The 25,051-nt window shown below is 43.6% G+C and carries 20 protein-coding genes; 14 read left to right on the top strand and 6 right to left on the bottom strand.

All coding sequences use genetic code 11. The features are described 5' to 3' along the window. Window positions 1-34 precede the first annotated feature (34 nt). The 3 genes from C1A07_RS06910 to C1A07_RS06900 are packed head-to-tail and all read right to left on the bottom strand — an operon-like array spanning window position 35 to window position 2,878. Window positions 35-1,186 (bottom strand): amidohydrolase, encoded by a 1,152-nt coding sequence (locus C1A07_RS06910; protein ID WP_101876464.1) that lies wholly within the window; start codon window positions 1,184-1,186, stop codon window positions 35-37. 40 nt (window positions 1,187-1,226) lie between these two features. Further along, entirely contained in the window at window positions 1,227-1,928 is a 702-nt protein-coding gene (locus C1A07_RS06905; RefSeq protein WP_242972273.1) for an AroM family protein, read from the bottom strand. 14 nt (window positions 1,929-1,942) lie between these two features. Then, window positions 1,943-2,878, bottom strand: a complete 936-nt coding sequence (locus C1A07_RS06900) for a DUF1177 domain-containing protein (RefSeq protein ID WP_101876463.1) — start codon at window positions 2,876-2,878, stop codon at window positions 1,943-1,945. A 318-nt stretch (window positions 2,879-3,196) separates the two neighbouring features. Between C1A07_RS06900 and C1A07_RS06895 the strand changes: the two genes are divergently transcribed. The 8 genes from C1A07_RS06895 (at window position 3,197) to C1A07_RS06860 (ending at window position 12,590) form a co-directional block, all read left to right on the top strand. Beyond that, a complete protein-coding gene (locus tag C1A07_RS06895) occupies window positions 3,197-4,375 on the top strand; it encodes a M20 metallopeptidase family protein (protein ID WP_101876462.1) in 1,179 nt (392 codons plus the stop codon). Window positions 4,376-4,481: 106 nt separating this feature from the next. After that, on the top strand, window positions 4,482-6,107 hold the full coding sequence (locus C1A07_RS06890; protein WP_101876461.1) for an ABC transporter substrate-binding protein: 1,626 nt from the start codon (window positions 4,482-4,484) through the stop codon (window positions 6,105-6,107). 112 nt (window positions 6,108-6,219) lie between these two features. Then, a complete protein-coding gene (locus C1A07_RS06885; protein WP_101876460.1) occupies window positions 6,220-7,182 on the top strand; it encodes an ABC transporter permease in 963 nt (320 codons plus the stop codon). Next, window positions 7,183-8,088: an ABC transporter permease gene (locus C1A07_RS06880; protein ID WP_101876459.1), complete on the top strand. Its 906-nt coding sequence runs from the start codon at window positions 7,183-7,185 to the stop codon at window positions 8,086-8,088. It begins immediately after the preceding gene. A gap of 38 nt (window positions 8,089-8,126) precedes the next feature. After that, window positions 8,127-9,314 carry a M20 family metallopeptidase gene (locus C1A07_RS06875; protein WP_101876458.1) on the top strand — a complete coding sequence of 396 codons (1,188 nt, stop codon included), beginning with the start codon at window positions 8,127-8,129 and terminating at the stop codon, window positions 9,312-9,314. A 13-nt stretch (window positions 9,315-9,327) separates the two neighbouring features. After that, window positions 9,328-10,341 carry an ABC transporter ATP-binding protein gene (locus C1A07_RS06870; protein WP_101876457.1) on the top strand — a complete coding sequence of 338 codons (1,014 nt, stop codon included), beginning with the start codon at window positions 9,328-9,330 and terminating at the stop codon, window positions 10,339-10,341. Next, complete coding sequence (locus tag C1A07_RS06865) at window positions 10,334-11,332, top strand: ABC transporter ATP-binding protein (RefSeq protein ID WP_101876456.1); 999 nt, start codon at window positions 10,334-10,336, stop codon at window positions 11,330-11,332. Before C1A07_RS06870 ends, C1A07_RS06865 begins: the two co-directional genes overlap by 8 nt. Further along, window positions 11,307-12,590: a M20 family metallopeptidase gene (locus C1A07_RS06860; protein WP_242972272.1), complete on the top strand. Its 1,284-nt coding sequence runs from the start codon at window positions 11,307-11,309 to the stop codon at window positions 12,588-12,590. The genes C1A07_RS06865 and C1A07_RS06860 overlap by 26 nt, the downstream gene beginning before the upstream one ends. Before the next feature lie 92 nt (window positions 12,591-12,682). Here C1A07_RS06860 and C1A07_RS06855 read toward each other — a convergent pair whose 3' ends face one another. Then, window positions 12,683-13,855: an MFS transporter gene (locus tag C1A07_RS06855; RefSeq protein ID WP_101876455.1), complete on the bottom strand. Its 1,173-nt coding sequence runs from the start codon at window positions 13,853-13,855 to the stop codon at window positions 12,683-12,685. A gap of 3 nt (window positions 13,856-13,858) precedes the next feature. Then, complete coding sequence (locus C1A07_RS06850) at window positions 13,859-14,869, bottom strand: ROK family protein (RefSeq protein ID WP_101876454.1); 1,011 nt, start codon at window positions 14,867-14,869, stop codon at window positions 13,859-13,861. Window positions 14,870-15,082: 213 nt separating this feature from the next. Between C1A07_RS06850 and C1A07_RS06845 the strand changes: the two genes are divergently transcribed. Both C1A07_RS06845 and C1A07_RS06840 read left to right on the top strand, forming a co-directional pair. Continuing rightward, entirely contained in the window at window positions 15,083-15,442 is a 360-nt protein-coding gene (locus C1A07_RS06845) for a BlaI/MecI/CopY family transcriptional regulator (protein ID WP_101876453.1), read from the top strand. Next, a complete protein-coding gene (locus C1A07_RS06840; RefSeq protein WP_101876452.1) occupies window positions 15,439-17,859 on the top strand; it encodes a M56 family metallopeptidase in 2,421 nt (806 codons plus the stop codon). Before C1A07_RS06845 ends, C1A07_RS06840 begins: the two co-directional genes overlap by 4 nt. Before the next feature lie 22 nt (window positions 17,860-17,881). On the opposite strand, the gene C1A07_RS06835 is transcribed toward C1A07_RS06840, so the two are convergent. After that, window positions 17,882-18,691 (bottom strand): putative ABC transporter permease, encoded by an 810-nt coding sequence (locus C1A07_RS06835; RefSeq protein WP_101876451.1) that lies wholly within the window; start codon window positions 18,689-18,691, stop codon window positions 17,882-17,884. Between the two features lie 192 nt (window positions 18,692-18,883). On the opposite strand from C1A07_RS06835, the gene C1A07_RS06830 reads away from it, so the two are divergent. From C1A07_RS06830 to C1A07_RS06815, 4 genes are all read left to right on the top strand, one after another. Continuing rightward, window positions 18,884-20,437 (top strand): ABC-F family ATP-binding cassette domain-containing protein, encoded by a 1,554-nt coding sequence (locus tag C1A07_RS06830; RefSeq protein WP_101876450.1) that lies wholly within the window; start codon window positions 18,884-18,886, stop codon window positions 20,435-20,437. 355 nt (window positions 20,438-20,792) lie between these two features. Continuing rightward, window positions 20,793-21,800, top strand: coding sequence for a rod shape-determining protein (mreB, locus tag C1A07_RS06825; protein WP_101878071.1), 1,008 nt, complete (start codon window positions 20,793-20,795; stop codon window positions 21,798-21,800). Between the two features lie 108 nt (window positions 21,801-21,908). Further along, window positions 21,909-24,179 (top strand): SF1B family DNA helicase RecD2, encoded by a 2,271-nt coding sequence (gene recD2, locus C1A07_RS06820; RefSeq protein ID WP_101876449.1) that lies wholly within the window; start codon window positions 21,909-21,911, stop codon window positions 24,177-24,179. Then, window positions 24,160-24,930, top strand: a complete 771-nt coding sequence (locus C1A07_RS06815) for a ComF family protein (protein WP_101878070.1) — start codon at window positions 24,160-24,162, stop codon at window positions 24,928-24,930. The genes recD2 and C1A07_RS06815 overlap by 20 nt, the downstream gene beginning before the upstream one ends. The last annotated feature ends 121 nt before the right edge of the window (window positions 24,931-25,051 follow it).

The raw sequence follows: 25,051 nt of genomic DNA, 5'->3' as shown, positions 1-25,051 counted from the left end.
GTTATAAGCATTACTATTTTTGGATTAATAATGGTTATGCTCTGTGAATCAGATCTCCATTAATAAATACATATTTTACCTGGGTTTCCACAGATAAAGGATTGCCGTCAGTAATAACGATATCTGCATCCTTTCCCTGAGCCAGACTGCCTACACGGTCTGCAATGCCTAAATGCTTAGCCGGATTAATTGTAATAGCCTTTAAAGCTTCATAAGGCTCCATTCCTGCTTTAGCAGCCAGGCCGGCACAAAGAGGCAGGTACTCAATAGGAATTACAGGAGCGTCTGTGATAATAGAAACCTGTCCTCCTGCTTTTGAAAGTATGCCGGGAGTAGTAAAGGACTTATTCTGCAGCTCAAACTTAGTGGCGTGGGTTAAAGTAGGTCCTACGGCCATAGGAACATGTTCCTTAATAAGCTCATCTGCAATCAGATGTCCTTCAGTAACATGTTCTAAAGTAATATCCACATGAAATTCTCTGGCAATGCGCAGAGCAGTAAAAATATCGTTTGCCTGATGTGCGTGAGCCTTTAACGGAATAGTTCTTTCCAGCACAGGAATCAGCGACTGGCTTTTTAAATCAAATTCCGGCTTCTTTAAAGGATCGCCGCCGGCAGCCTCCAATTTCTCCTTATACTGCTTTGCCTTAAATAAAGCCTGGCGGATAACTGCGGCAGTAGTCATGCGGGAGGTAATGCCCTTTGTCTGATAACAATTCTTAGGATTCTCGCCAAAAGCACACTTCATAGCTACAGGATCTTTGACGATCATAGATTCCACTCGTTTACCCCAGGTTTTTACAGCCACAAAGGTGCCCCCTAAAGCGTCGGCGCTTCCTGGACCTGTGCCTACACAGGTAACTCCTGCATTTGCAGCATGTAGAAAGCATTCATCCATAGGATTTATTCCGTCTATAGCTCTCAGCTGTGGTGTGGAATAGTCGTTTAACTCACAGTAATCATGGCCCTCGTAACCTACGGCGTATCCATCTAAGCCAATGTGACAGTGAGCCTCCACAAAGCCTGGATAAACATGTAATCCAGAGGCGTCTATAACCTGATCAGCCTCCCCTGCCTCTATATTCTCCTGAATTTTTATAATCTTGCCGTTATCTGTCAGAATATCTCCAACCCAGGGAGTTTCCTCCTCCATGGTGTGAAGAAGTCCGTTTTTAATGCATATCATGTTTCTCAGATCCCTTCTGTAATGTATCAATGATGTATCATCAGGCGAAAAGCTCGTTAATCATTCTGGCTATCATAGTTCTGGGCAGTACTACCGGAAGCCCGGAGGCCTGATGAACAGCCTGCTTCATATTAGCGCTGTAGCCCATACAATCCAGATAAATAAAGGCAGGCTTTCCCTTAGCGGCGGCAGTTGCAGCTTCCTTCATTTTATCAGACTCTAAATAAGGAGAAGCAGCTGCAGTTATAACAGAAACTCCATTAGAAGAAAAAAGCTGTTCTACTTGCATTTGCTGGTCCTGGTCAGGGACAATTACGCCTACAGTACTGTCTTGAGCCAAAGCCTTTACCATAGAATGAATAACAGGCTGGGGAATCAGGAGAAACCTTTCGTGGCGAAAGGAAGGAAAATGACCTGTACACAGTAAAACCGTGGCCTTAGCCCCTTCCTTTTCCGCCCGGCATATACAGTCCTGAACCAGGGGAATCACAGCTGATTCCGCCATTTTTACCTGACTGCCGTCCCTCATTCTGGAAACCAGCACAGCGTCCCCAGATCTGGGGCCAAATTGTTTTTCACACTCTGCCTTGGAATATAAATCTAAAGCTCCATATTCTCTTAATTCAATAGAAGGAGACAGCATAGGGCGAATATCTGCCGTAATATCTGTTCTGGGAGCCTGTCCAATAGTAATTGCAGCAATGATTGTTTTTTTCATTGCATTTACTGATGTGTCAGCCATAATAATTTTTAACCTTAGTTCTTTCCAAATGTCTGAAAATGTTTCATTTCTCCGTACAGCTTTAACAGGTGGTTATATTCCTTTTCGCTGTAGAAAGAAATAGTGCCTTCGCTGTAGCCTTTCGCAACCTCAACGGCAAAGCGGGCGGCTGATTCTACGTCTAAAGGATGGCTTGCGCCTGTAGCGCAGCCGGCAACAGGCTGCTCAGTTGTAATAGCCACGCCTACAACAGGAGCATCTGTAGCTGTGGCAGGCTGAAGAATGCTGTTTAAATGATGAAGATCATTTCCGTAAGGAGTAATATCCTGCTGAGCCACAGGGAATACTGCAGGAAGCTTGCCTGTAACTCTGGACATTACATCCAGAAGAGAATCGCTGACTTCCAGTATGTATCCTGATTTAATTGTAGGGGAAATGGCAAAACCGTTTACATTAATAACCTTATTGCCTTTAGTTGTGTCAATAGAAAGAATAGCGTCCATTCTTGGATCTACTTCTTTTTCATTATTTGTTTCCATGTCAATAGGTGAACCCATAAAAGGCACCGGATAATGCTCCTGTGTAGGCGCGTCAGGACAAATATGTGTTGCAATAATAATATCGCCCTTTAAAACGTCGCCGTTAGCATTCATTTCTGCCAGTTTTAAGCCGGCTGATAAGGCAGCTAAAGCTCCGTCTCCGTCTGACACAAAGCCGGTTACAGATGGGCGTGCGCCTAGTCCGCCAAGACGTCCGATAATACCTAAGGTAGGAGTGCTGCCGCCGCTGCTTTTTCCGTCGCTTCCTTTAATTAAAATAGTAACGCAGTCAGTGCTGCCCTCATCTCCTGTTACAGTTTCCACTGAAACCTCATGGGCGCCTCTGCTTTTTAACAGATCAGTAATCTGCTTTCCGTTTGCTGCCGGTGTATCCAGCAGATCAAAAAGTTCAAGAACCTGTCTCAATAACATAATAAAATAACCTCCTAAATTAATAATGAATTTAAAGTCCATTGAAGATTAGTCTATAACATATGGACATAACGGTCAATAGCTTTAAATGGATTTTATTTGTAAAAAAGTTTCCTGGAAAAGTGGGTAATTATACACAAAAAATGTAAAGAATATAAGTGTAAAATACAGTGAATTCACAAAAAAGGTGTCGAATATAGATTTGACTTGTAATTTAGGGCTTAAAAAGATAAAATAAATAGGTATATCCGCCGTAAAAAGACGAATGGTGGACAGACAAAGACAGAATAGGGATAGACAGAAACGAGGAATATAAAGATGAATAAAACATTAAAGCGGGCGGAGGAACTGGCTCCGGAGCTGATATCTGTTAGAAGGGAAATTCATCAAAACCCGGAGATAGGCTTTGAATTGCCAAGAACTCTGCATTTTGTGTGGGAGAAACTGGAAGCAATGGGCTTAAAGCCAGAGGCTGTGGGCCAGGCCGGCATTGCGGTAAATATAGGAAAGCAGGGAGGAAAGACAATTCTGCTTCGTGCAGATATGGACGCCCTTCCTATGAAAGAAGAAACAAAGCTTCCCTTTGCTTCTGAAAACGGATATATGCACGCCTGCGGCCATGATATACATACAACCGCTCTTTTAGGAGCCGCTCAAATTCTAAAGGAAAGAGAAGCAGAGCTAAAGGGCCAGGTAAAACTAATTTTCCAGCCGGCAGAGGAAAGAATGACTGGTGCCCAGGATATGGTGGAGGCAGGGATTTTAAATAATCCAAAGCCGGACGCAGCATTAGCCCTTCACGTTGTTCACGGTCCTTCAGGCACGGCAGGGTATGCCAAAGGCAATGCCTGCGGCTCCAGCGATTTGTTCCGCATTAAGGTAATAGGAAAAGGCGGACACGGAGCGGCGCCTCATATGAATGTAGATCCTATTCATGCGGCCTGCCATATTGTGATTGCCCTGGAGGGGATCAACAGCCGGGAAGTACATCCTGCCAGTATGTTAGTAATGACTGTGTGTATGATTCACGGAGGAACAGCTCCCAATATTATGCCTGGGGAAGTAGTTTTGGAAGGCTCTATCCGCACTATGGATAATGAGGTGCGAAGCTTTGCAAAGAAACGTTTAGAGGAAATTGCAAAGGGAGTGGCGGCTGCATTTCGTGCAGACTGTCAGGTAACATTTGAAAATAAGGGAATCCCCCCAATGGTAAATGATGAAGGTCTGACAAGTGAAATCGCCGGTTATATTGACGATTTATTGGGAGAGGGCACAGCCTATGAAATGGAGCCTATGACCGGCTCAGAAGACTTTTCTGTTATTTCCCAGGAAATTCCGTCTGCATTGTTCTGGTTTGGCACTGGAGATGAGAATGAGGGATATTTGTACGGGGTTCACGATCCCAGAGTTACTTTTAATGAAAACTCTATTCACAAAATGGCGGCTGTTTACGCGGAGGCGGCGGTCCGCTGGCTAAAGAAACATGAGAATCAGTAATCAATATACTGATAAACAAAAGATAATCTGACATTTTTCAGGCTGCGGCAGGAAAGTGTTTAAGATATAAAATTAAATTTAAGAAGATTTATTTAAGGAGGCAACTATGAAAAAGAGAAGCGTAGCCCTGATGCTTGCCCTTGCTATGGCGGTATCCCTGACTGCATGTGGCGGTTCTAAAAAAAGCGATACCGGATCATCAACTGAGGCAACACAGCCAGTAGAAAAAGAAACGATTGCTGTTCCGGACGAGGTAACTAAGGGAGGAACTATTACAGTTTCTTTATCTTCCTCTCCGAGAAACTTAGATCCTATTCTGTACACAGGTTCTTATGAGGGACAGATTATTCAGAATGTCTGTGACCGTATAGTAGAGTATGACAAGGATCTGACAGAAATTGTTCCATCCCTGGCAGAGGAGTGGACAATCAGCGAGGACGGAGTAACATATGTGTTTAAGATTCGCCAGGGCGTTCATTTCCAGAAAGGCCAGTACCAGGATGGAAGAGAAATGACAGCAGAGGACGTTGCATATTCCTTAAATCGTTCTGCTAAGGAATCCTCTATGAACCGTCTGGACATGCTGGCAAATGCAGAAGTAACAGGGGACTGGGAAGTAACATGTACTTTAACAGGACCAAATGCTTCCTTCCTGACAGCACTTACAGACGCCGGAAACTCTATTGTTCCTAAGGAAGAAGTAGAAGGCTGGGGAGATGAGTTTGGAGCTCATTTAGTAGGTACAGGTCCTTTTGCAATGGAATCCTTTAAACTGGATCAGGAAGCTGTACTTGTAAAGAATCCTGATTATTTCGTAGCAGAGCCAAACCTGGACAAGCTGGTGTTTAAGCCAATTACAGATTCTAACCAGGCAGTAAACGCATTAAAAACAGGGGAAATTGACATTGCTTCCAGTATTACAGGCGAGTCTGTAGAAGCCGCACGTCAGGACTCCAAGCTGCAGGTTTTAGAGATGCCAGGACTTCACGTGGCATATATTTACTTTAACCAGGTTAATGGACCTACTAAGGACAAAAAAGTAAGAGAAGCTTTAATTAAGGCAATTAACGTAGAAGAGATGACAGCAAGTATTTACCAGTATGGCGAGGCTACACCTGCAAAATTAGCTCTGCCTCCAAACTCCTGGGGATATGATGCAAGCCTGGAAAGCCTGGTGCCTGACTATGATCCAGAAGGCGCAAAACAGCTTTTAGCTGAAGCAGGATACCCAGATGGATTTACTTGCGATCTGTACATTTCCAACACAGCTCTTCGTGAGAAAATGGCAACCTTAGTACAGGCATACTTAAAGACTAACCTGAATGTAACTGTTAACATTAAAAAGAGCGAGTGGGGAACCTTCAGCGAGGCAGCTTCCTCCGGAAGTGCAGATATGTACGGAATGTCCTGGACATGGTATCCGGACCCATACTTCTTCCTGAATAAACTGTTCTCCAGCAGCGAAATCGGCGCTCTTGGAAACGGACAGGGCTTCTCCAACGCAGAAGTAGACGATCTGCTGTCTAAGGGCTTACAGGCTACAGACCAGAACGAGCGCGCTGACTATTACAAACAGGCTCTGAAGATTATTACAGAAGAGCTTCCAGGAATCTACTATGCAAACGAAAAAGTAATTCACGCATTAAATCCAGCTGTACAGGAATTCAACCAGAGAGCAGATAACCAGATGTTCTTTGTAACTCCAGAATTCAACGTATGGAAGGTACAGTAATTATAAAGCTGGATTGGAAACATAGAAACTAAGATTGTTCAGGGAGTGCTGCAAAACAGCGGCACTCCCTGTTCAGGAATAAAAGCAAAAAAGGAAACGGTGGTGCGAATTCGTGTTAAAGACAATATTAAAAAGAATTCTTCAAAGTATTCCCACTCTATTTATTGTAGTTACACTGACATTTATCCTGACCAGAATGATTCCGGGAAATCCGGCGCGGACAGTATTAGGTCCTCAGGCCTCCCCTGATGCGATTGCTGAGCTGGAAATTGAAATGGGACTGAATAAAAGCAAGGTAGAGCAGTATGTAGACTATGTAGTGGACATTCTTCATGGAGATTTTGGCTATTCATATGTAGATAAAAGACCGGTGACAGAGCTGATAGCAGAGCGTATTCCAAATACTTTGGCAATCGCTGTTCCCAGCCTTGTGATTGCTCTGATACTGGGAGTTTTTGTAGGAGTATTTTCTTCCTTACATCAGTACTCCATATTAGATTATATTTTTATGGTTCTGGCCTTAGTCGGCGTGTCTATGCCTATTTTCTGGCTGGGTATGATGCTGGTTATGCAGTTCAGCGTAAATTTAGGATGGCTGCCTGCTTTAGGTATGGGAAGTATGGAAAAAGGAATAGGGGACGTAGTATCCCATATGGTTTTGCCGTGCTTCTGTCTGGCCACAATTCCAATGGCTACATTTGCCAGAATTTCACGTTCCAGTATGCTGGAAGTAATTAATAAAGAATCTGTAAAATCCCTGCGGGCAAGAGGAATTAAGGAAAGCAGCGTTATCTGGAAGCACGCGTTAAAAAATGCCCTTCCTCCAATTGTAACTGTGCTGGGACTTCAGATTGCCCAGGCATTTACCGGAGCTATTCTGACAGAAAGCATTTTCTCATGGCCAGGTATGGGAACGATGATTGTTAACGCTATTAACAACCGGGATTACCAGCTGATCCAGGGAACAGTTTTATTTATTGCAGTAATATTTGTAGTGGTTAATCTTTTAGTAGACGTAGTATATATGATGATTAACCCAAGAGTAAGCTACGAAGCAGGGGGAGGAGGAAGATAAATGGGATCACAGGAAAAAACAGGAGTCCTGGGTGTAAGCGCTCAGGAGGAAATGTTAAAAAAAGAACGCCGTGCCAACAATGTGTGGAATAAACTGAAGAGAAATAAGACGGCTATGGTCGGCCTGGTGATTGTGGCATTTATGGTATTTATCGCCGTCTTTGCTCCGCTGTTAACCTCTGTAGACCCAGACGCTATCAGTCCTCTGAACGCATATTTGCTGCCGGGAGAAGACGGACATTTATTTGGAACAGATGAGTTTGGCAGAGATTTATTTGCCCGTATTTTATATGGAGCCAGGGTTTCTATGATTGTAGCAGTAGGCGGCACCATTGTGGCCGGAATTATAGGAATTCTTTTAGGACTAATTGCAGGATATTTAGGCGGCTTTGTAGATACTGTGATTATGCGTATTATGGACGGACTGCTGGCATTTCCTTTTGTGCTGCTTTCTATTATTTTAATGACAGTACTGGGCTCCGGCATTGTAAATGTGATTATTGCCATAGGAATAGGAAATATCCCCAGCTTTGCCCGTGTAGTCCGCGGCGAGGTTCATATTGTAAAAAATGAAGAGTACTGCAACGCAGGAAAGGTAATTGGCATTTCCAACGGCAGAATGCTGTTCCGCCACATTCTTCCTAACACAATTTCTCCTATTATTGTATATTCCACATTAAATATTGCAGGAGCTATTATTTCCGAGGCAGCTTTAAGCTTTTTAGGACTGGGAATTGCAACTCCTATGTCTTCCTGGGGAAGTATTCTCCGCCAGGGCAAGGAGTGCTTAAATACAGCTCCTCATGTGGCTACAATCTCCGGATTGTTTATTTTGGTAACAGTACTTGGATTTAACCTGTTAGGAGACGGAATCCGGGATGTGCTGGACCCTAAGATGAAAAAATAATTCAGGGAAACCAACTGGAAAATAAGGAGGAAACAGCAGTGGATGTATCATTGTTAAAAGAACAGGTACAAAAAAGAGTAGATGAAATTCTGCCGGAGCTGGTTGCACTTTCCGACACTATATGGGATCACCCAGAATATAATTTTCAGGAGTTTCATGCCTGTCGTTCCATGGCGCAGCTTTTAGAAAAATTTGGTTTTCAGGTGACTACAGGAGTAGGAGGAATAGAGACTTCTGTAAAGGCAGTTTATGACAGCAAAAAAGCAGGACCTAATATTGGAATTTTCGGAGAGTTTGACGCTGTTCCGGGAATGGGACATTCCTGCGGCCACAATTTAATGTGCGCTATGGCCGTAGGCGCCGGAGCAGGCTTAAAGTCTGTGATTGACCAGACAGGAGGAAAAATTTCAGTATTTGGAACTCCGGCTGAAGAAGGCGGAGGGGGAAAGATTATCATGCTGAAAAACGGCGCGTTTGAAGGCCTTGATATAGCGATGATTCTCCATTCTGCCAATGATACAGTAGTAAATGATATTTCATACTCCAGAACAGATCTTATTGTAAATTATTACGGCAAAACCTCCCATGGGGCTACCTGGCCTGAGGAAGGTATAAGCGCCTTAAATCCTATATTAGATTTATTTCAGATTGTAAATTCCATGCGGCTGGAGCTGGCAGATAAGGGGAAAATACTGGGAATTATTTCTAAAGGCGGGGAAGACCCTATTTATATTCCGGATCACTGCCAGGCAAAGTTTACTATTCGTTCCTTCAGCATGAAGTATAAGTTGGAGCTGCTGAACAGATTTTTAGACATTTGTCAGCATGTGGCAGATATTACTAACACAAGTATGAAGTGGGAATACGACGGTCTGGCTTATGAAGATATCAGAAATAATCAGGCTTTGGAAGAGGCGCTGGAGAAAAACTTTACAGACTTAGGAGAAACAGTAAAACCCAGGGAAAGAGCTTTGGGAATCGGCTGTACAGATATGGGCAATGTAACCCACGAAATACCAGGGCTGCAGTCTTATGTTTTAGTGGTGCCAGAGCTTCGGGGACACACTCCGGAGTTTCAGGAGGCATGTAAAAGCCCGGCTGGCCACCGCACCATTGCAGTAGGCTCTAAAGCAATGGCCATGACAGCTGTGGACGTGCTTACGGACCCTGATCTTCTTAGCCGGATTAGGAAAGCGTTTCAGGAGATGAAGGAAAAATACGAGTAAACAAGGAGTATTTATGAGCGATACATTACTTACGGTAAAAGATTTAAAAACCTACTTTTTCCTTGCAAGCGGCGTATCAAAGGCTGTTGACGGCGTTAGCTTCACACTGAAGCGAGGCGAGACAATGGGCATTGTAGGAGAGTCCGGATCAGGAAAAAGCGTAACATCTTCGTCGATTATCCGCCTTCTGCCTCCTCGTACAGGAAAAATCGTTGGCGGGCAGATTGAATTTGACGGAAAAGATGTTTTAAAATTAAATAAAAAGGAGCTGCTGGATTTTAGGGGAAAGGATATTGCGGTTATTTTTCAGGACCCTATGACAAGCCTTGACCCGGTATTTAAAATCGGCAGTCAGATGGTGGAAATGATATGCGCCCACCAGAAGGTTACAAAAAAAGAAGCCTGGGACATGGCTGTGGAGGCCTTAAAAAAAGTGGGGATTCCTCAGCCGGAGAAGAGAATGGAGGCATATCCTTATGAGCTTTCAGGAGGTATGTGCCAGCGTGTAATTATTGCCATGGCAGTGTGTTGCAGACCTAAAATGGTAATTGCCGACGAGCCAACTACGGCTTTGGACGTAACAGTGCAGGCTCAGGTTCTGGATTTGTTAAAGGATCTTCAGAAGGAATATGATACTTCCATTTTGCTGATTACCCACAATCTTGGGGTAGTTTGGGAAATGTGCGATACAGTCATGGTGCTGTATGCGGGAAATACAGTAGAGTACGCAACTACTAAGGAGCTTTACGCAAAGCCTCTTCACCCTTACACATGGGGGCTGCTAGATTCTATGCCTAAGCTGTCTGATGAAAGCAAAGGAGAATTAACTACGATTCCGGGAGCGCCCCCTGATCTGCGGCTTACAGGAAAGTGTTGCAATTTTTATAACCGCTGCCCTTATGTAACAGAAAAGTGCTGCAACCAGGTGCCGCCTTTGGTGGAAGTGGAGGAAGGACATTTTGTGGCCTGCCACAGACAGAATAAAGAGAATAAGCTGGTAAGAGGGGAGGTGAACAAGGATGAGTGAGGAAAGGAAAGTACTTTTAAAGGTTAGAAATCTGACAAAGGAATTTAAGTTAAAAGGTACAAAGTTCGGCGAGAAGCCACAGATTCTCCACGCCCTCAATGATGTTTCCGTAGATGTTTATGAGGGAGAAACATTAGGCGTAATCGGAGAGTCTGGCTGCGGGAAATCTACTTTCGGAAAAACCTTGATTCAGCTTCATCAGGCTACAAGAGGAACAGTAGAGTACAATGGAGTAAATATTTTTCAGCTGAAAAAGGACCAGCTGAAATCCTTAAAAAAGGATATTCAGATGGTTTTTCAGGACCCTTACTCTTCCCTGGACCCTCGAATGACAGCTTCTAAATTAATAGAAGAGCCTATTATTGTTCACGGTCTGATTCCGGATAAGAAGAAAAGGGAAGAAAGAGTATTGGAGCTTTTAAGAGAGGTAGGTCTGGATATTCACCATGCCCAGCGTTTTCCCCATGAGTTTTCAGGAGGTCAGAGACAGAGAATTAACGTGGCCAGAGCTCTTTCCATGAATCCTAAGGTGATTGTCTGCGACGAGCCGGTTTCCGCCCTGGACGTGTCAGTGCAGGCCCAGGTTTTAAACCTGTTTAATCGGCTTCAAAAAGAGTACGGTCTGACCTATATTTTCATTTCTCACGATTTGGGAGTAATTAAACATGTAAGCGACAGAATTGCAATTATGTATTTAGGCAGGATTGTAGAGCTGTGCGCGGCAGAAAAGATTTATGAAGATCCGCTGCATCCGTATACAAAAGCCCTTCTTTCTGCGATTCCTACAGAGTCTCCTTTTGAGAAAAAAGAGAGAATTGTTTTAAAGGGCGATATTCCAAGTCCTATTGGAGAGCAGGTGGGCTGCGCCTTGGCAGGCAGATGTCCTAACTGTATGGAGCGCTGCTGTAAAGAGACTCCTGCGTTAAAGGATATTGGAGGCGGACATCAGGTGGCATGTTTCTTATATGACAATGAAGGAAAGAAGGATTGACATGAGTAAGGTGACTAGAGAAGAAATATATGAGCTGGCAAAAAGTAAAAGCGGGGAGCTTATAAAGCTGGTGTCTGATTTAATCAGAATTCCCAGCGAAAATCCAACAGGAACTCAGAGAGAGGTTGTGGATTTTGTAAAAAATTATCTGACTGAGGCGGGAATTCCATGTGAGGAGGTATCCTGTAATCCAGAATATCCCTGCGTGCTGGCGAAAATCGGTTCAGACGAAGGCTTCAGCGTGATTTTAAACGGCCATGTAGATGTAGTGCCTGCAGGGGACAGAGATCAGTGGGATTTTGACCCGTTTTCCGGGGAAGTGACAGATAAGCTGATTTTAGGCCGAGGAACTTCTGATATGAAGGCCGGCGTAGCAGGACTTTTATTTGCAATGAAAATCCTGGCAGAGTCTAAGGCAGAGTTAAATGGAAATATCCGCCTTCACATTGTATCTGATGAGGAAAGCGGCGGAGAGTACGGTTCCCGCTGGCTGTGCGAAAATGGTTACGCAGATGGCGGAAACGCCTGCTTAATTGCAGAGCCTACCTCTAACAATACAATTGAAATCGGTCAGAAAGGCGGCCTGCATCTGGTGCTGAAGTCTAAAGGAAAATCTGCTCACGGCAGTTTAGGCGGCTTTAAAGGCGACAATGCCATTATAAAATTAAGCAGAGTGTTAGATAAGCTGCAGGCTCTTACAAAAATCCAGGGCCATTATAAGGACAGCCAGGCCAATGCCTTGAAAAACTCTAAATTGATTGCAGAGCAGGAAATCGGGGAGCCGGGAATCGGAGAGGTAATCAGCCACGTATCTGCAAATGTGGGAATTATTAACGGCGGCACAAGGCCTAATATGGTGCCTGATTACTGCGAGGCAATTGTAGACGTAAGACTTCCAATTGGAGTAGATCATCAGGAAATTATTGACACTGTAAATAGTTGTCTGGAAGGCACAGAGGGAATTGAATGTGAATTCCACTGGAAGAGCGAAGGAAACTATACAGAGGAAACAGAAGCGATTGTGCAGGCGATTAAGAAAAACGCAGAAAAGCTGTGGGGATTTGAAGTAATTCCTGCATATCAGTGGGCCTCCAGCGATGCCAGAGAATACAGGGCATTAGGAATCCCCACAATTCAGTACGGCCCGTCCAACACAGAGGGGATCCATTCCTACAATGAAAATGTAGATATTGAGGACGCAGTAAACGCAAGCCAGATTTACGTTTTATCCCTTTGCGATCTTATGGGAATTCAGTAATTGAAAAAATAATTAATTAAGAAAGCCTTCCGGTATTATGTGTATACATTTTTTCACATAGATGCCAGAAGGCTTTTTTGATTCTTTTCCTTTTACTCTTTTCTTCTGAGGAAGTTTACGCAAATCATAAGTAAGGCCGGAAATAGAATGGCTGCAGCTAAACCGGCTTTTATATTTCCCCCAAACTGGTCGGCAATACTGCCTACGACTGCAGGGCCGCTTCCGCAGCCAATATCCCCGGCCAGGGCTAAAAAGGCAAACATAGCAGTGCCGCCCTGAGGACAGTGGGAGGCCGCCAGGCTGAAAACTCCGGGCCACATAATACCTACAGACAGGCCGCATAAACCGCAGCCGGCCAGGGATAATAAAGGATTTGGGGAGAATACAGCCAAAAGATAGCTGGTTACACATAAGGCGCTGCTGCCTGTAATAAATAATTTCAAATCTATTTTATCTCCGTATTTGCCGTAAAAGGTTCTGGATATTCCCATTAAAACAGCAAACATACATGGGCCTAATAGATCGCCTGCAGTTTTAGAAACCTGCAGGCCGCTTTCTGCAAAGTAAGAGGACCACTGATTCATAGCCTGCTCCGCAGCTCCTGAGCAGATCATTAAAAGAAAGAACAGCCAGAATAATTTCATAGAAGCCAGCTTTCTTACAGACAGAGAATGCTCTGCTTTTACTAATACCCGCACAGGCGCTTTTATAAAATAAAAGGTATTAAAAACAGGGATGAGAGCCATAAGAAACAAAAGGTAGCGCCAGTTTTCTATTCCCGCTATTTTAAAATACAAGGTGGCAAGGAGAACCACGCCTACATATCCCCAACAGTAAAAGGAGTGGAGAAGGCTCATTTCGGAAGACTTATTATCTGTAGGCAGGGCTTCTACAATAGGGCTGATTAATACTTCAATTAATCCTCCGCCTAGACCAGAAAGAGTGAAGGCGGCTAAAAGTCCTATGTAAGGGCTTGGGAACAAATAGGGAAATGTGCCCAGGGCCACAAGCCCGATTGCAGCAAATATATGAGCAGCTACTGCAGAGGCCTTATATCCCCATGCGTCTACATACTTGGCTGATATAAAGTCAATGGCCATTTGGACAGAAAAGTTGTAGGTAACTAAAAAACCTATTTGTTCCAGGGACAGCTGAAATTCGTTTTGAAAGGTAACAAATAAAAGCAAAGCAATATTATTTACAACTGCCTGTGTAATGTAGCCTATATAGCAGGCGTACAAGGTCCGTTTATATTTAGGATTCATAATTTAAACTTCCTTTCGTTCTGATAATTCCCTGGCCATTGAAAACAGGCCGTATACATAGTACTGATGGTGATTTTTAACGTAAACAAATTCCGGCAGATGCTCTTCTGGAATATATTTTCTGCAAAGCTCCTTTAAACTCCGGCAGTCAGCTTCTTTTGTGATGCTGCCTGTAAGCACAATAATACTTGGATTTAAAACTGTGATCACAGCAGCCGCAGCCTTGGCTGCCCAGGGAAGATATAGCTCTTCTGTCATAGCCTGTTCCTGCTGTTTCCTGGATTCATCATAAGGAAGAAAGCTGATTTCTCCGGAAAAATTACTCATTCCTTTTAATATTTTCCCTCCGGCTACAACACCGGCTCCAGGACATATGTGCTTTTGAAATAACATCATAGCCAGAATTTGACCGGAAGGGTCGGTCTGTTTCACATATTCTGTTTGATAGCAGCCGTAGGTCATCATGTGCAGGTCATTTTCCACAGAAACCGGTATTTGAAAAATATTTTCCAAACAGGAGGTGATAGATACTCCTGTTAAGGATGTAATATCGCAGTGGAGAATATGGCCGTCCTTTGCAAAGCCGGGGATGCCAAGGCTAATACAGCAGATAGAGGAGAAGCGGTCAGTCAGGTCCCTTATGTGGGAAGTAATCAAGTCCAAAGTAATCTGCTCATATTGTTTTTTTTCTTCTTCTACTGTTGACCCGGCCATATTTACTACGGACCAGCATATGTGCTGGTCATTGCCGCTGATAGTAAAATACATGCACAGATAATAGCGGTAATTATAATTTAATGTGTATACCTTGGCTTTTCTTCCTACCTGAGGGGAGCGGATATCCTGGGTGTAAACGGCTCCGTCAGCCTCCAGCTGGTTGAGAATTGTATTGCATGTGGCAACGCTGAGACCGGAAGCATTAGAAACATCCAGCTTTGTGCCCTGGCCCAGGGTGTGTAAGGTGCGGCGCACCAGCTGCTGATTACTTCTTTTAATTTCAGATGTATCTTTCATAAATTTCTCCAATCTGATTTTATAAAATTTATTATTTTTATAATTATTATAACTATTATAAAAATATAATATGCAAGAAAAACATATTTGTCAACAGAAATTTTAAAGTTTGAGAGGGCGAAGCTATTGCTTTTTCAGGACTACTGTGATAGACTGATAATAAAAGTAGGACTATTTTAATAGACCAATATCCTTTCACGGGGGAGTGATAATATGGAAGAATTAAGATTATTTGATGCAGAGTATCGTTTTATGGAATTAATTTGGGATATGGAGCCGGTGCGGTCTATGGATCTTGCCAAAAAAGCTTTCCAGGAGCTAGGATGGAAAAAGTCTACATGCTATACAGTGCTTAAAAAATTGGTGGAAAGAGGTTTTGTGGAAAATGATCACGCAGTAGTTCAGGCTTTAATTGCCAGGGAGCAGGTACAAAGATACGAAAGTCAGGTTTTGTTGGATAAAAGCTTTGGAGGTTCACTGCCTGCGTTCCTTACTTTATTTCTCAAGGACAGAAAGCTGTCTAAAAAAGAGGCGGAGGAAATTAAAAAAATGATAGAGGAGGTGGAGGAATGACTTGGATATTTGAGGGGAACTGGATGATCGTCCTTTTAAATCTTAGCTTTACAGGAGGCTGCGTGGCCCTGGCTGTATGGCTTCTCAGACTGGTTATGAAAGGGATGCCTAAAATATATGCGTATGCCCTGTGGAGCCTTGTGCTGTTTCGCTTGTTCTGCCCCTTTACTTTAGAATCGCCCTTCAGCCTGCTTCCTGTAAATCCGGAGCCGGTAAAGCAGGAGATGATATATGAGGCGGTGCCTGAGGTGAAATCCGGAATTTTCTTTCTGGATCAGCCTGTAAATCACATGCTGGAGCAAACTGCCTCAATAAAACCGGAAACTTCGGCTTCCCCTTTGCAGATATGGCTGGAGGTAGGAAAAGTAATTTGGGCCGTGGGAGTAATCTTATTTTTCGGAGGCCAGTTTATCAGCTACAGAAGATTAATGAAAAAGCTGTCTACAGCAGTGAAGGTTTCAGGGGAAGATGAAAATGTTTATATTTCTCCTTATATAGCCTCCCCTTTGGTGGCAGGTATATTTAAGCCCAGGATTTACCTTCCTGAGGGACTGGAGGAAGAAGAAAAAATATATGTGCTGGCCCATGAAAGGGTGCATATCAGAAGAAAAGATTATTTATTTAAGATAGCAGGATTTATAGCCCTGACAATACATTGGTTTAATCCGGTAATATGGGTATCTTACTATTTCATGTGTAAGGACATGGAAATGTCATGCGATGAAAGGGTGGTAAAAGAATTGGGGAAAGACAGAAAAAAGGAATATTCGGAAACATTGCTGCGGTTTGCGGAGAAAAGCAGCGGGCTTTTATCCCTGGCTTTTGGGGAAAGCCATACAAAATCCAGAATTAAAAATATTCTGAAATATAAAAAACCGGCTGCGGGAATTACGTCAGGAGCTTTTATACTTTTAGGCCTGGCAGGGTGCACATTGCTGACAAATCCAGAAGGCACTGCAGCAGAAGAAAATTCCCAGGCTATTTCCATTATAGGAGGAGCCGACGGCCCAACTTCTATATTTTTGGCAGGAAAAATTTCAGATGATGATCAGTCTGTAGAATACAGCCCTGTAGACAGAGCTGACCTGGCTAATGTGACAATGAATCAAACAGAAAGAGACGTTTCCTTAGATTATGTTTCCCAGGTTCAGGGACAAATGGTATTTCACGGTCCATGGGGAATTTTTGTGTATGAGAAGCAAAACGGAAAATGGCAGGAAGCCCATTCTATAGATATGAAGAAGGTGGATTCTGACTATATGGGGGACGGAAAAAGTACCAGGGTAATCGCCGGCAGCACAGGAATCTTTATAGGAAATAAAACAGATACTGGCTGGGAAGGGGAGCCCTACTACTATGATTACGATACAAAACAGCTTTGGCAGGGAGAGGACTTTATAGATTTGATGAATGCGCTGCCTGAGCCTGAGTCAGTAGGTCCGGACAAACGGTTTCAGATCCTGGAAAATGAAGAGACAAAGGAAAAGGGGATGCCTTATGATTACGGAGTGTATTTAATGGAAGGAGAGCATTTGGGAGTGCTGGCGGCATATGGAAACAGGGCGCTGGATTTGTGGTTCTCAGATGTAGACCTAGAAACCCACAGTATGACTCAGGCCTATTTGTTTCACGGAGACGGACAGGAGACAGAGTATCAGGAAGATGTAAGAGAGTTTTTATTTACCTATCAGGGATATGATTATTTCCTGAGAATCCATGAAGAAAAAACAGGAGATGGCGGGGGGCCTTTAAGAAAAGAAATAATAAGAACAACAGGTAATGGAAGTGTGGAGGTGTTAGATACCTTAGTGGCAGGCAGCACACAAGGGCCAGAAGCTTCAGATCAGACCTTTCGGGTGGCTTTAGCCGGGGGACGGCTGATTTATCCTGGAATGAAGGACGACAGCGCTCAGGCTATGAAAGACTCCAGACTAATTAGCATTAACCTGGACGGCAGCGACCGCCAGACAGCAGGGGAGGACAGAATGCCTTATGGTGTGTTCCACCAGCTGTGTACAGACAATGGATATGTATATTTTGAGGGATGGACAAACGCAGGAGAATTCCCGCGCCCCATTTACAGGGCCACCCCGGATTTAAGAACAATAGAGAAAATCGGAGATATTGACGGAAGTCTGCTGACTGTTTACGACGGCACCTTTTACTTTATGAGCACAGAGCCAGAAATCAGATACGCCAGATTGGAGGAGGGAAATGAAACGGTGATTTTCAGCAAAGATCCCTACTCTGCGAAAGAATATGAATGTCTGAAGGCTTACAATGACGGAAACGGAAATCTTCAGATAGAAATAGTAAAATCAGATACCAGGTATACAGAGCAGGAGGAAATGGTAAAGGCTTCGTATAAACTGGATAGTACAGAGCACGTAAAAGAGCGGCTGAAGGCCGGAGAATAACAAAACGTAAAGCGCAGTTCCCCTATTTAGGGGTTCTGCGCTTTGCTGCAAAATCTTTTAGCTCCAACAATGCCGCATTAAAACGTTTGGACACGGCAGAAGGATTTCCTTTTAAAAGACCGCGGTGATAAAAGCTGATATGAGACGTAAATTCCCTTCGCTTATTTGTAAGATGCTGAATGCGCAGATTCAAATCTTCCATACGGTCTTCCTTGGCCTGAGATAATTTGGCGGTTGTTTCAGCCTTGAGGAGAGCTAACTGAACCTGAAGCTCTTCCAGCTCTGTTTTAAGCTGCGTTAAAGACTCCAAAGTCTGTCCCAGCTTTAAGGCCTCCCGGACTGACTGGAAGGTATCGCAGACAAAGAAAACACTGATTATACATACTCCGGCAGTCAGCTCCGGAAGAGTCAGGTGAAGCACCAGGTCTGAAACAGGACGATGCAGGATTTCTGTAAGCAGAATTGTTAAAAAACCCCAGGCAATAGAGGAGCTTAGGCATATATAGCCTTTATATTGAAAGCGCTGGTCACTGTAATCCCAATATTTAATTTTAAATAAATGTTCCATCACACAGCCTGTAATATACTCTAAAATTGTAGCTGCAATAACTCCGGAAATATACACCAGAAAAAGATGGTTCTGCACAGGCAGGGAAACCCACAGCATCATAACGGCGCCTGTGCCGTAAAGGGGCAGAAGAGGCAGTCTGAGAAAGCCTCTGTTTACCAGACGGCGGTTTTTGACAGACACATAAGAAGATTCAAATATCCAGCCGAAAAATGAATAAATGTAAAAAAATGCAAGCCATTGGAGAAAAGAATAATGATACATAAGCAAGTCCTTTCTGTAAGTCGTTATCTATAGTATTCTTACAAGGCTGGTGGGAAATCTGGCCAAGTATTCCTATTATACCACATATTTTACATTTACTTGCTTTAATTCTCATTGTCATGTAGAATGATTACCATCAGTGTCCCTTTTACACTGACAGTATAATTAGCTGGAAAATAAAGGAGTTTATATATGAGTATTTTAAATGTAGAGCACCTGAGCCATGGGTTTGGCGACAGGGCTATTTTTCAGGATGTGTCTTTTAGACTGTTAAAGGGAGAGCACATTGGGCTTGTTGGAGCAAACGGAGAGGGAAAATCTACTTTTATGAGCATTATTACAGATAAGCTGATGCCTGACGAGGGAAAAGTAGAATGGTCTAAAAATGTACGTGTAGGTTATCTGGACCAGCACGCAGCGCTGGAAAAGGGAATGACTATCAGAGACGTACTAAAAAACGCATTTGAATTTTTGTTTGAAATGGAAGCGCAGATGAATGAAATCTGTGACAAAATGGGGGAGGCCTCAGAAGAAGAAATGACCTCCATGATGGAAGAGCTGGGAACTATTCAGGATCTGCTTATGGCCCATGATTTTTATATTATAGATTCTAAGGTGGAGGAGGTAGCCAGAGCCTTAGGGTTAAACGACATCGGCCTGGACAAGGATGTTTCCCAGCTGTCTGGAGGGCAGAGGACAAAGGTGCTTATGGGCAAGCTGCTTTTGGAAAAACCGGATATTCTTCTTTTAGACGAGCCTACCAACTATTTGGACGCAGAGCATATTGAGTGGCTGAAAAGATATCTTCAGGAATATGAAAATGCATTTATTCTTATTTCCCATGATATCCCGTTTTTAAACAGTGTGGTCAATTTGATTTATCACATGGAAAATCAGAAGCTGGACCGTTATGTGGGAGATTATTATAAGTTCCAGGAGGTATATGAGGTAAAGAAAACTCAGCTGGAGGCGGCTTACCGCAGACAGCAGCAGGAAATTGCGCAGCTGGAGGATTTTGTAGCCAGAAATAAAGCCCGGGTATCTACCAGGAACATGGCTATGTCCCGCCAGAAAAAGCTGGATAAAATGGAGGTTATTGAGCTGGCCAGAGAAAAGCCAAAGCCGGAGTTTCATTTTATGGAGGCCAGGGCGGCGGGAAAATATATATTTGAGACAAAAGATCTTGTTATTGGATATGACGAGCCTTTGTCAAAGCCCTTAAATCTTTCTATGGAGCGGGGGAGCAAGATTGTGCTTCGGGGAGCCAACGGAATTGGAAAAACCACTTTGCTGAAAAGCATTTTAGGCCTGATTCCTCCCCTGGATGGAAAAGCAGAGCTGGGAGATTACTTATATCCAGGATATTTTGAGCAGGAAATGGCTCCGGGAAATACTACCACATGTATAGAAGAAATATGGAAGGAGTTCCCTTCGTATACTCAATATCAGGTGCGGTCCGCCCTGGCCAAGTGCGGTCTGACAACAAAGCATATTGAAAGCCAGGTAAGGGTTCTCAGCGGAGGCGAGCAGGCAAAGGTGCGCCTGTGCAAATTGATTAACAGGGAGACAAATGTGCTGCTTTTAGACGAGCCTACCAACCATTTGGACGTGGACGCTAAAGAAGAACTGAAAAGAGCTTTAAAAGCGTATAAGGGAAGTATTCTTTTGATCTGCCATGAGCCGGAGTTTTATGAGGATATTGCAACTGAGGTGTGGGACTGCAGCCAGTGGAGCTTAAAGCTGTAACCGGACTGGATTTCTGGATTTTTAAACAGAAAAACACCCGCTGTCTGGGGGAGACGCGAGTGTCTTTCTGTTATTGGGAATGGTAGGTATATAAATAAGAAAATGTTATAGGGGGGCCGGACGGTCACCCGTCCGGTATGAGTATGAAAAAGCTTTCTGATTTCAAGTTATTACTTGAAACAAAGGCTTGTTATCCTCTTGGATAACATATTTAGAGTATATAGGGAAATTGTGACAGGAATGTGTCACATTCATAAAAAAATCATAAACATAATAAAAAATAAAAAAACCCTTTAAAAAGAGATTGAGATTGTATATAATAAGAAGCAGCAACAGACAGGAGGAAATAGGAAATATGATGATGTCCAACGACATTGGAATTGATTTGGGAACAGCCAGTATCCTTGTCTATATTAAAGGAAAAGGCGTTGTGTTAAAGGAACCTTCCGTAGTGGCAATAGACCGCGATACTAATAAAATTATGGCTATTGGAGAAGAAGCCAGACTTATGATAGGAAGAACACCGGGAAATATTGTGGCAGTCAGACCGCTGCGTCAGGGTGTTATTTCAGATTATACAGTGACAGAAAAGATGCTGAAGTATTTTATTACAAAGGCAGTGGGAAAAAGGACTCTCCGCAAGCCCAGAATCAGCGTTTGTATCCCCAGCGGGGCTACAGAGGTAGAGAGAAAGGCAGTGGAGGACGCCACATATCAGGCTGGAGCCAGAGAGGTTACAATTATTGAGGAGCCGGTAGCGGCTGCTATTGGAGCTGGCATTGATATTTCCAAGGCCTGCGGAAACATGATCGTGGATATTGGAGGCGGTACAGCAGATATAGCCGTAATTTCCCTGGGAGGAACTGTTGTCAGCACTTCCATTAAGGTAGCGGGAGACGATTTTGACGAGGCGATTGTCCGCCACATGAGAAAAAAACATAATCTGCTGATCGGTGAAAGAACAGCTGAGGAGATTAAGATTAATATTGGAGCTGCGTATAAAAGGCCGGAAGTTCTCACTATGGAGGTAAGAGGGCGAAACCTGGTAACAGGTTTACCAAAAACCATAGTAGTTACATCTGATGAAACCTTGGAAGCTTTAAGAGAACCGGCTTTACAGATTGTGGACGCTGTTCACAATGTATTGGAGAGAACTCCACCAGAGCTGGCTGCCGATATTTTTGACAGAGGAATTGTGCTTACAGGCGGCGGTGCTCTTTTAAGCGGTTTAGATTCTCTGATTGAAGAAAAGACAGGCATCACAACAATGATTGCAGAGGAGCCTTTAACGGCCGTGGCTATTGGGACAGGCAAGTTCATTGAGTTCACTCACGGCGGAGACGGAAAACAGCAGGAATATTAATGGACAGGGAATGCTGCAAAGCGCTGTATGCAAAAAAACGGCGTTTTGCAGGGTTCCCTCCTTTATTTCAGCCATAGAACCAGTATAAAATAAAATGGAGGAAGGGCAATGGCTACAGTCTGTGGATTTGTAGAAAAAATAAAATACCGCAACGAGGACAACGGGTACACAGTGCTCAGCCTGGCTGCCCAGGGAGAGGAATACATTCTGGTAGGCACCTTCCATTTTATTGCAGAAGGGGAGATGGTGGAGGCCACAGGAGCTTTAACAGAGCATCCTATTTATGGGGAGCAGATTCAGGTAGAAAGCTACGAAATTAAGGCGCCTGAGGACATTTATGCCATGGAAAGATATTTGGCTTCCGGAGCGGTAAAAGGGATTGGACCGGCTTTGGCTGCCAGAATCATCCGCCATTTTAAAGCGGATACTTTTAGAATTATGGAGGAGGAGCCGGAGCGTTTATCTGAGGTAAAGGGCATCAGTGAAAAAATGGCCATGGCTATTTCAGAGCAGGTAGAGGAAAAAAGGGAGATGCGCCAGGCCATGATCTATCTTCAGAAATACGGAATCTCCATGAATCTGGCTGCGAAAATTTTTCAGCAGTACGGCCCCAGGCTTTACGGAATTATAGAGGAAAATCCTTATCAGTTAGCCGACGACATTGCGGGAGTAGGCTTTAAAATGGCAGATGAAATTGCCAGACATGTAGGAATTTTCACAGACTCAGATTACCGCATTAAGTGCGGTCTTTTATATACATTGCTGCAGGCAGTGAACAACGGACATACATATCTGCCGGAGGAGGAGCTTTTGGCAGGAGCCGCCGAGCTTTTAGGAGTGGAGCCTCAGGCTATGGACAAGCATCTGATGGACATGCAGATAGAAAAGAAGATTGTGGTAAAGGCTGAGGAAGAAAAAAGGCTGGTTTACGGCGCCCAATATTATTATATGGAATTAAATTCTGCTAAAATGCTTATGGATTTAAATATTAAGGGCAGCCAGCCGGAGCAGGAAATCAGAAAACGGTTAAAGCGAATTCAGAAGGAAGAGCAGATTTCCCTGGATGAACAGCAAATTCAGGCTGTTATTGAAGCTGTAAACAGCGGTCTTGTAGTCATTACAGGAGGACCGGGAACGGGAAAAACTACTATTATTAATACAATGATTCAGTATTTTGAGGAAGAGGGAATGGAGATTCTTCTGGCGGCGCCTACAGGGAGAGCCGCTAAAAGGATGACAGAGGCTACCGGGTGGGAAGCTAAAACGGTGCACCGTCTTCTGGAGCTGACCGGCGGGCCAGAGGAAAACCACAGCGCAGGTATGAGATTTGAAAGAAATGAGGAAAATCCCCTGGATGCAGACGTAATTATTATTGATGAAATGTCTATGGTAGACATTTTTCTCATTCATTCTCTTTTAAAAGCAGTAAATGTGGGAACGCGTCTGATTTTAGTGGGGGACGTAAACCAGCTGCCGTCTGTAGGCCCTGGAAATGTGCTAAAGGACATTATTGATTCCGGGTGTTTTAACGTAGTAAAGCTGACCAGGATTTTCCGCCAGGCCTCTCAAAGCGATATTATTGTAAATGCCCACAAAATCCATGGAGGGGAACAGATTCCTTTGGGAAAACGGAGCAACGACTTTTTGTTTATAAAAAGAGACCATCCGGACGCTATTATCACCGCCATGATAACCCTTGTAAAGGAAAAGCTGCCAGGATATGTAAACGCCCAGCCTTATGATATTCAGATTATGACCCCAATGCGTAAAGGGGCCCTGGGGGTGGAGCGGTTAAATGAAATTCTGCAGCAGTATTTAAATCCGCCTTCCCCGGAAAAAGCAGAGCATGAAGCCGGAGGCTGTGTGTTCCGCGTAGGGGACAAGGTGATGCAGATTAAAAATAATTACCAGATAGAGTGGGAAGTAAGAAGCCGGTACGGCATTCCTACAGAGGCCGGCATGGGAGTATTTAACGGGGACGTAGGCCTTATCCGGGAAATCAATAAATTTGCGGAGCAGCTGACAGTAGAGTTTGACGAGGGGAAAATGGTGGATTACAGCTTTAAGCAATTAGAGGAGCTGGAGCTGGCTTACGCCATTACTATTCATAAGTCCCAGGGAAGCGAGTATCCTGCAGTAGTGATTCCCATGTACAGCGGCCCCAGAATGTTAATGACCAGAAACTTAATCTATACGGCAGTGACAAGGGCCAGGGCCTGCGTATGTTTAGTAGGTCTGCCAGATACCTTTCAGTCTATGGTAAATAATGAAACAGAGCAAAGGCGGTATTCCGGATTAAAAAATAGGTTAAGGGAGTTAAAACAGTATCAGGAGGAACAGGAAGACAACAGTGATTTTTATGAAAAAGCAATTCTATAAATACTGGGGAAAATGGCTGGATATTCTACTTCAGTTATTTTCCCAGACAATTTTTCCCAGGCGCTGTCCAGTCTGCGACAGCGTAATTTCTTTTAGAGGCAGCCTGATTTGTCAGGATTGTTTTCACAAATTATCTTTTACAAAATCCCCAACATGTTTTAAGTGCGGCAAGGAAGTAATCAGCCAGAGAATAGAGTACTGCAGAGACTGTACAAGAAGAAAACGCACCTTTGAAAAAGGGATGGCTTTATTAAATTATAATGAGGCTGCCAAAAAATCTATGGCCGGAATTAAGTATCATAATAAAAAAGAATATTTGGACTTTTACGCCATGGCCATTGCGGTAAAATTTGAAAAACAAATGATAAGAATAAAACCTGATGTTTTTGTGCCCGTCCCTGTACACCCCTCCAGAAAAAGGGAAAGGGGATTTAATCAGGCGGAGGTCTTAGCGGAGAAAATTTCAAAGGAGCTGGAACAAAGGACGGGAGTTAAAATACCGGTAAACAGGCACATATTAAAAAGAAATAAAAGAACTCAGCCTCAAAAAGATTTAAATCCGGAGGACAGGCTGAAAAATCTGCAAAAGGCTTTTTGCGTTAAAAAATTGCCTGAGGAAGTGAAAACAATTATTTTAGTAGATGATATTTATACTACAGGGAGCACAGGGGAAGCCTGTACCAGGGCCTTAAAAACGGCCGGCGCCAAGGAGGTTTATATTATTTGTATCTGTATTGGATACGGAAAGTAAATAAGGTTCAGTATTTTGGATAATTTTGCAGAAAGCAGGATGGCTTCCCCCCTGCTTTTTTTGTACAATAAAGCTAGAAATACTGAATTTTCAGAGGAAAGCAAAAATAGGAGGGTTTTAC

Source organism: Lachnoclostridium edouardi, assembly GCF_900240245.1.
GTDB classification, from domain to species: Bacteria; Bacillota; Clostridia; order Lachnospirales; family Lachnospiraceae; genus Lachnoclostridium_A; species Lachnoclostridium_A edouardi.
The sequence above is the reverse complement of the archived record's forward strand: the minus strand, read 5'-3'. Positions and strand labels throughout refer to the sequence as shown.

Coding starts and splice junctions, on each gene's coding strand:
- C1A07_RS06865 (WP_101876456.1), top strand. CDS start 10,334: ATGAGTGAGGAAAGGAAAGTACTTTTAAAGGTTAGAAATCTGACAAAG.
- C1A07_RS06870 (WP_101876457.1), top strand. CDS start 9,328: ATGAGCGATACATTACTTACGGTAAAAGATTTAAAAACCTACTTTTTC.
- C1A07_RS06890 (WP_101876461.1), top strand. CDS start 4,482: ATGAAAAAGAGAAGCGTAGCCCTGATGCTTGCCCTTGCTATGGCGGTA.
- C1A07_RS06880 (WP_101876459.1), top strand. CDS start 7,183: ATGGGATCACAGGAAAAAACAGGAGTCCTGGGTGTAAGCGCTCAGGAG.
- C1A07_RS06830 (WP_101876450.1), top strand. CDS start 18,884: ATGAGTATTTTAAATGTAGAGCACCTGAGCCATGGGTTTGGCGACAGG.
- C1A07_RS06895 (WP_101876462.1), top strand. CDS start 3,197: ATGAATAAAACATTAAAGCGGGCGGAGGAACTGGCTCCGGAGCTGATA.
- C1A07_RS06855 (WP_101876455.1), bottom strand. CDS start 13,855: ATGAATCCTAAATATAAACGGACCTTGTACGCCTGCTATATAGGCTAC.
- C1A07_RS06850 (WP_101876454.1), bottom strand. CDS start 14,869: ATGAAAGATACATCTGAAATTAAAAGAAGTAATCAGCAGCTGGTGCGC.
- C1A07_RS06910 (WP_101876464.1), bottom strand. CDS start 1,186: ATGATATGCATTAAAAACGGACTTCTTCACACCATGGAGGAGGAAACT.
- C1A07_RS06835 (WP_101876451.1), bottom strand. CDS start 18,691: ATGTATCATTATTCTTTTCTCCAATGGCTTGCATTTTTTTACATTTAT.
- C1A07_RS06860 (WP_242972272.1), top strand. CDS start 11,307: ATGACAATGAAGGAAAGAAGGATTGACATGAGTAAGGTGACTAGAGAA.
- recD2 (WP_101876449.1), top strand. CDS start 21,909: ATGGCTACAGTCTGTGGATTTGTAGAAAAAATAAAATACCGCAACGAG.
- C1A07_RS06815 (WP_101878070.1), top strand. CDS start 24,160: ATGAAAAAGCAATTCTATAAATACTGGGGAAAATGGCTGGATATTCTA.
- C1A07_RS06840 (WP_101876452.1), top strand. CDS start 15,439: ATGACTTGGATATTTGAGGGGAACTGGATGATCGTCCTTTTAAATCTT.
- mreB (WP_101878071.1), top strand. CDS start 20,793: ATGATGATGTCCAACGACATTGGAATTGATTTGGGAACAGCCAGTATC.
- C1A07_RS06900 (WP_101876463.1), bottom strand. CDS start 2,878: ATGTTATTGAGACAGGTTCTTGAACTTTTTGATCTGCTGGATACACCG.
- C1A07_RS06845 (WP_101876453.1), top strand. CDS start 15,083: ATGGAAGAATTAAGATTATTTGATGCAGAGTATCGTTTTATGGAATTA.
- C1A07_RS06905 (WP_242972273.1), bottom strand. CDS start 1,928: ATGGCTGACACATCAGTAAATGCAATGAAAAAAACAATCATTGCTGCA.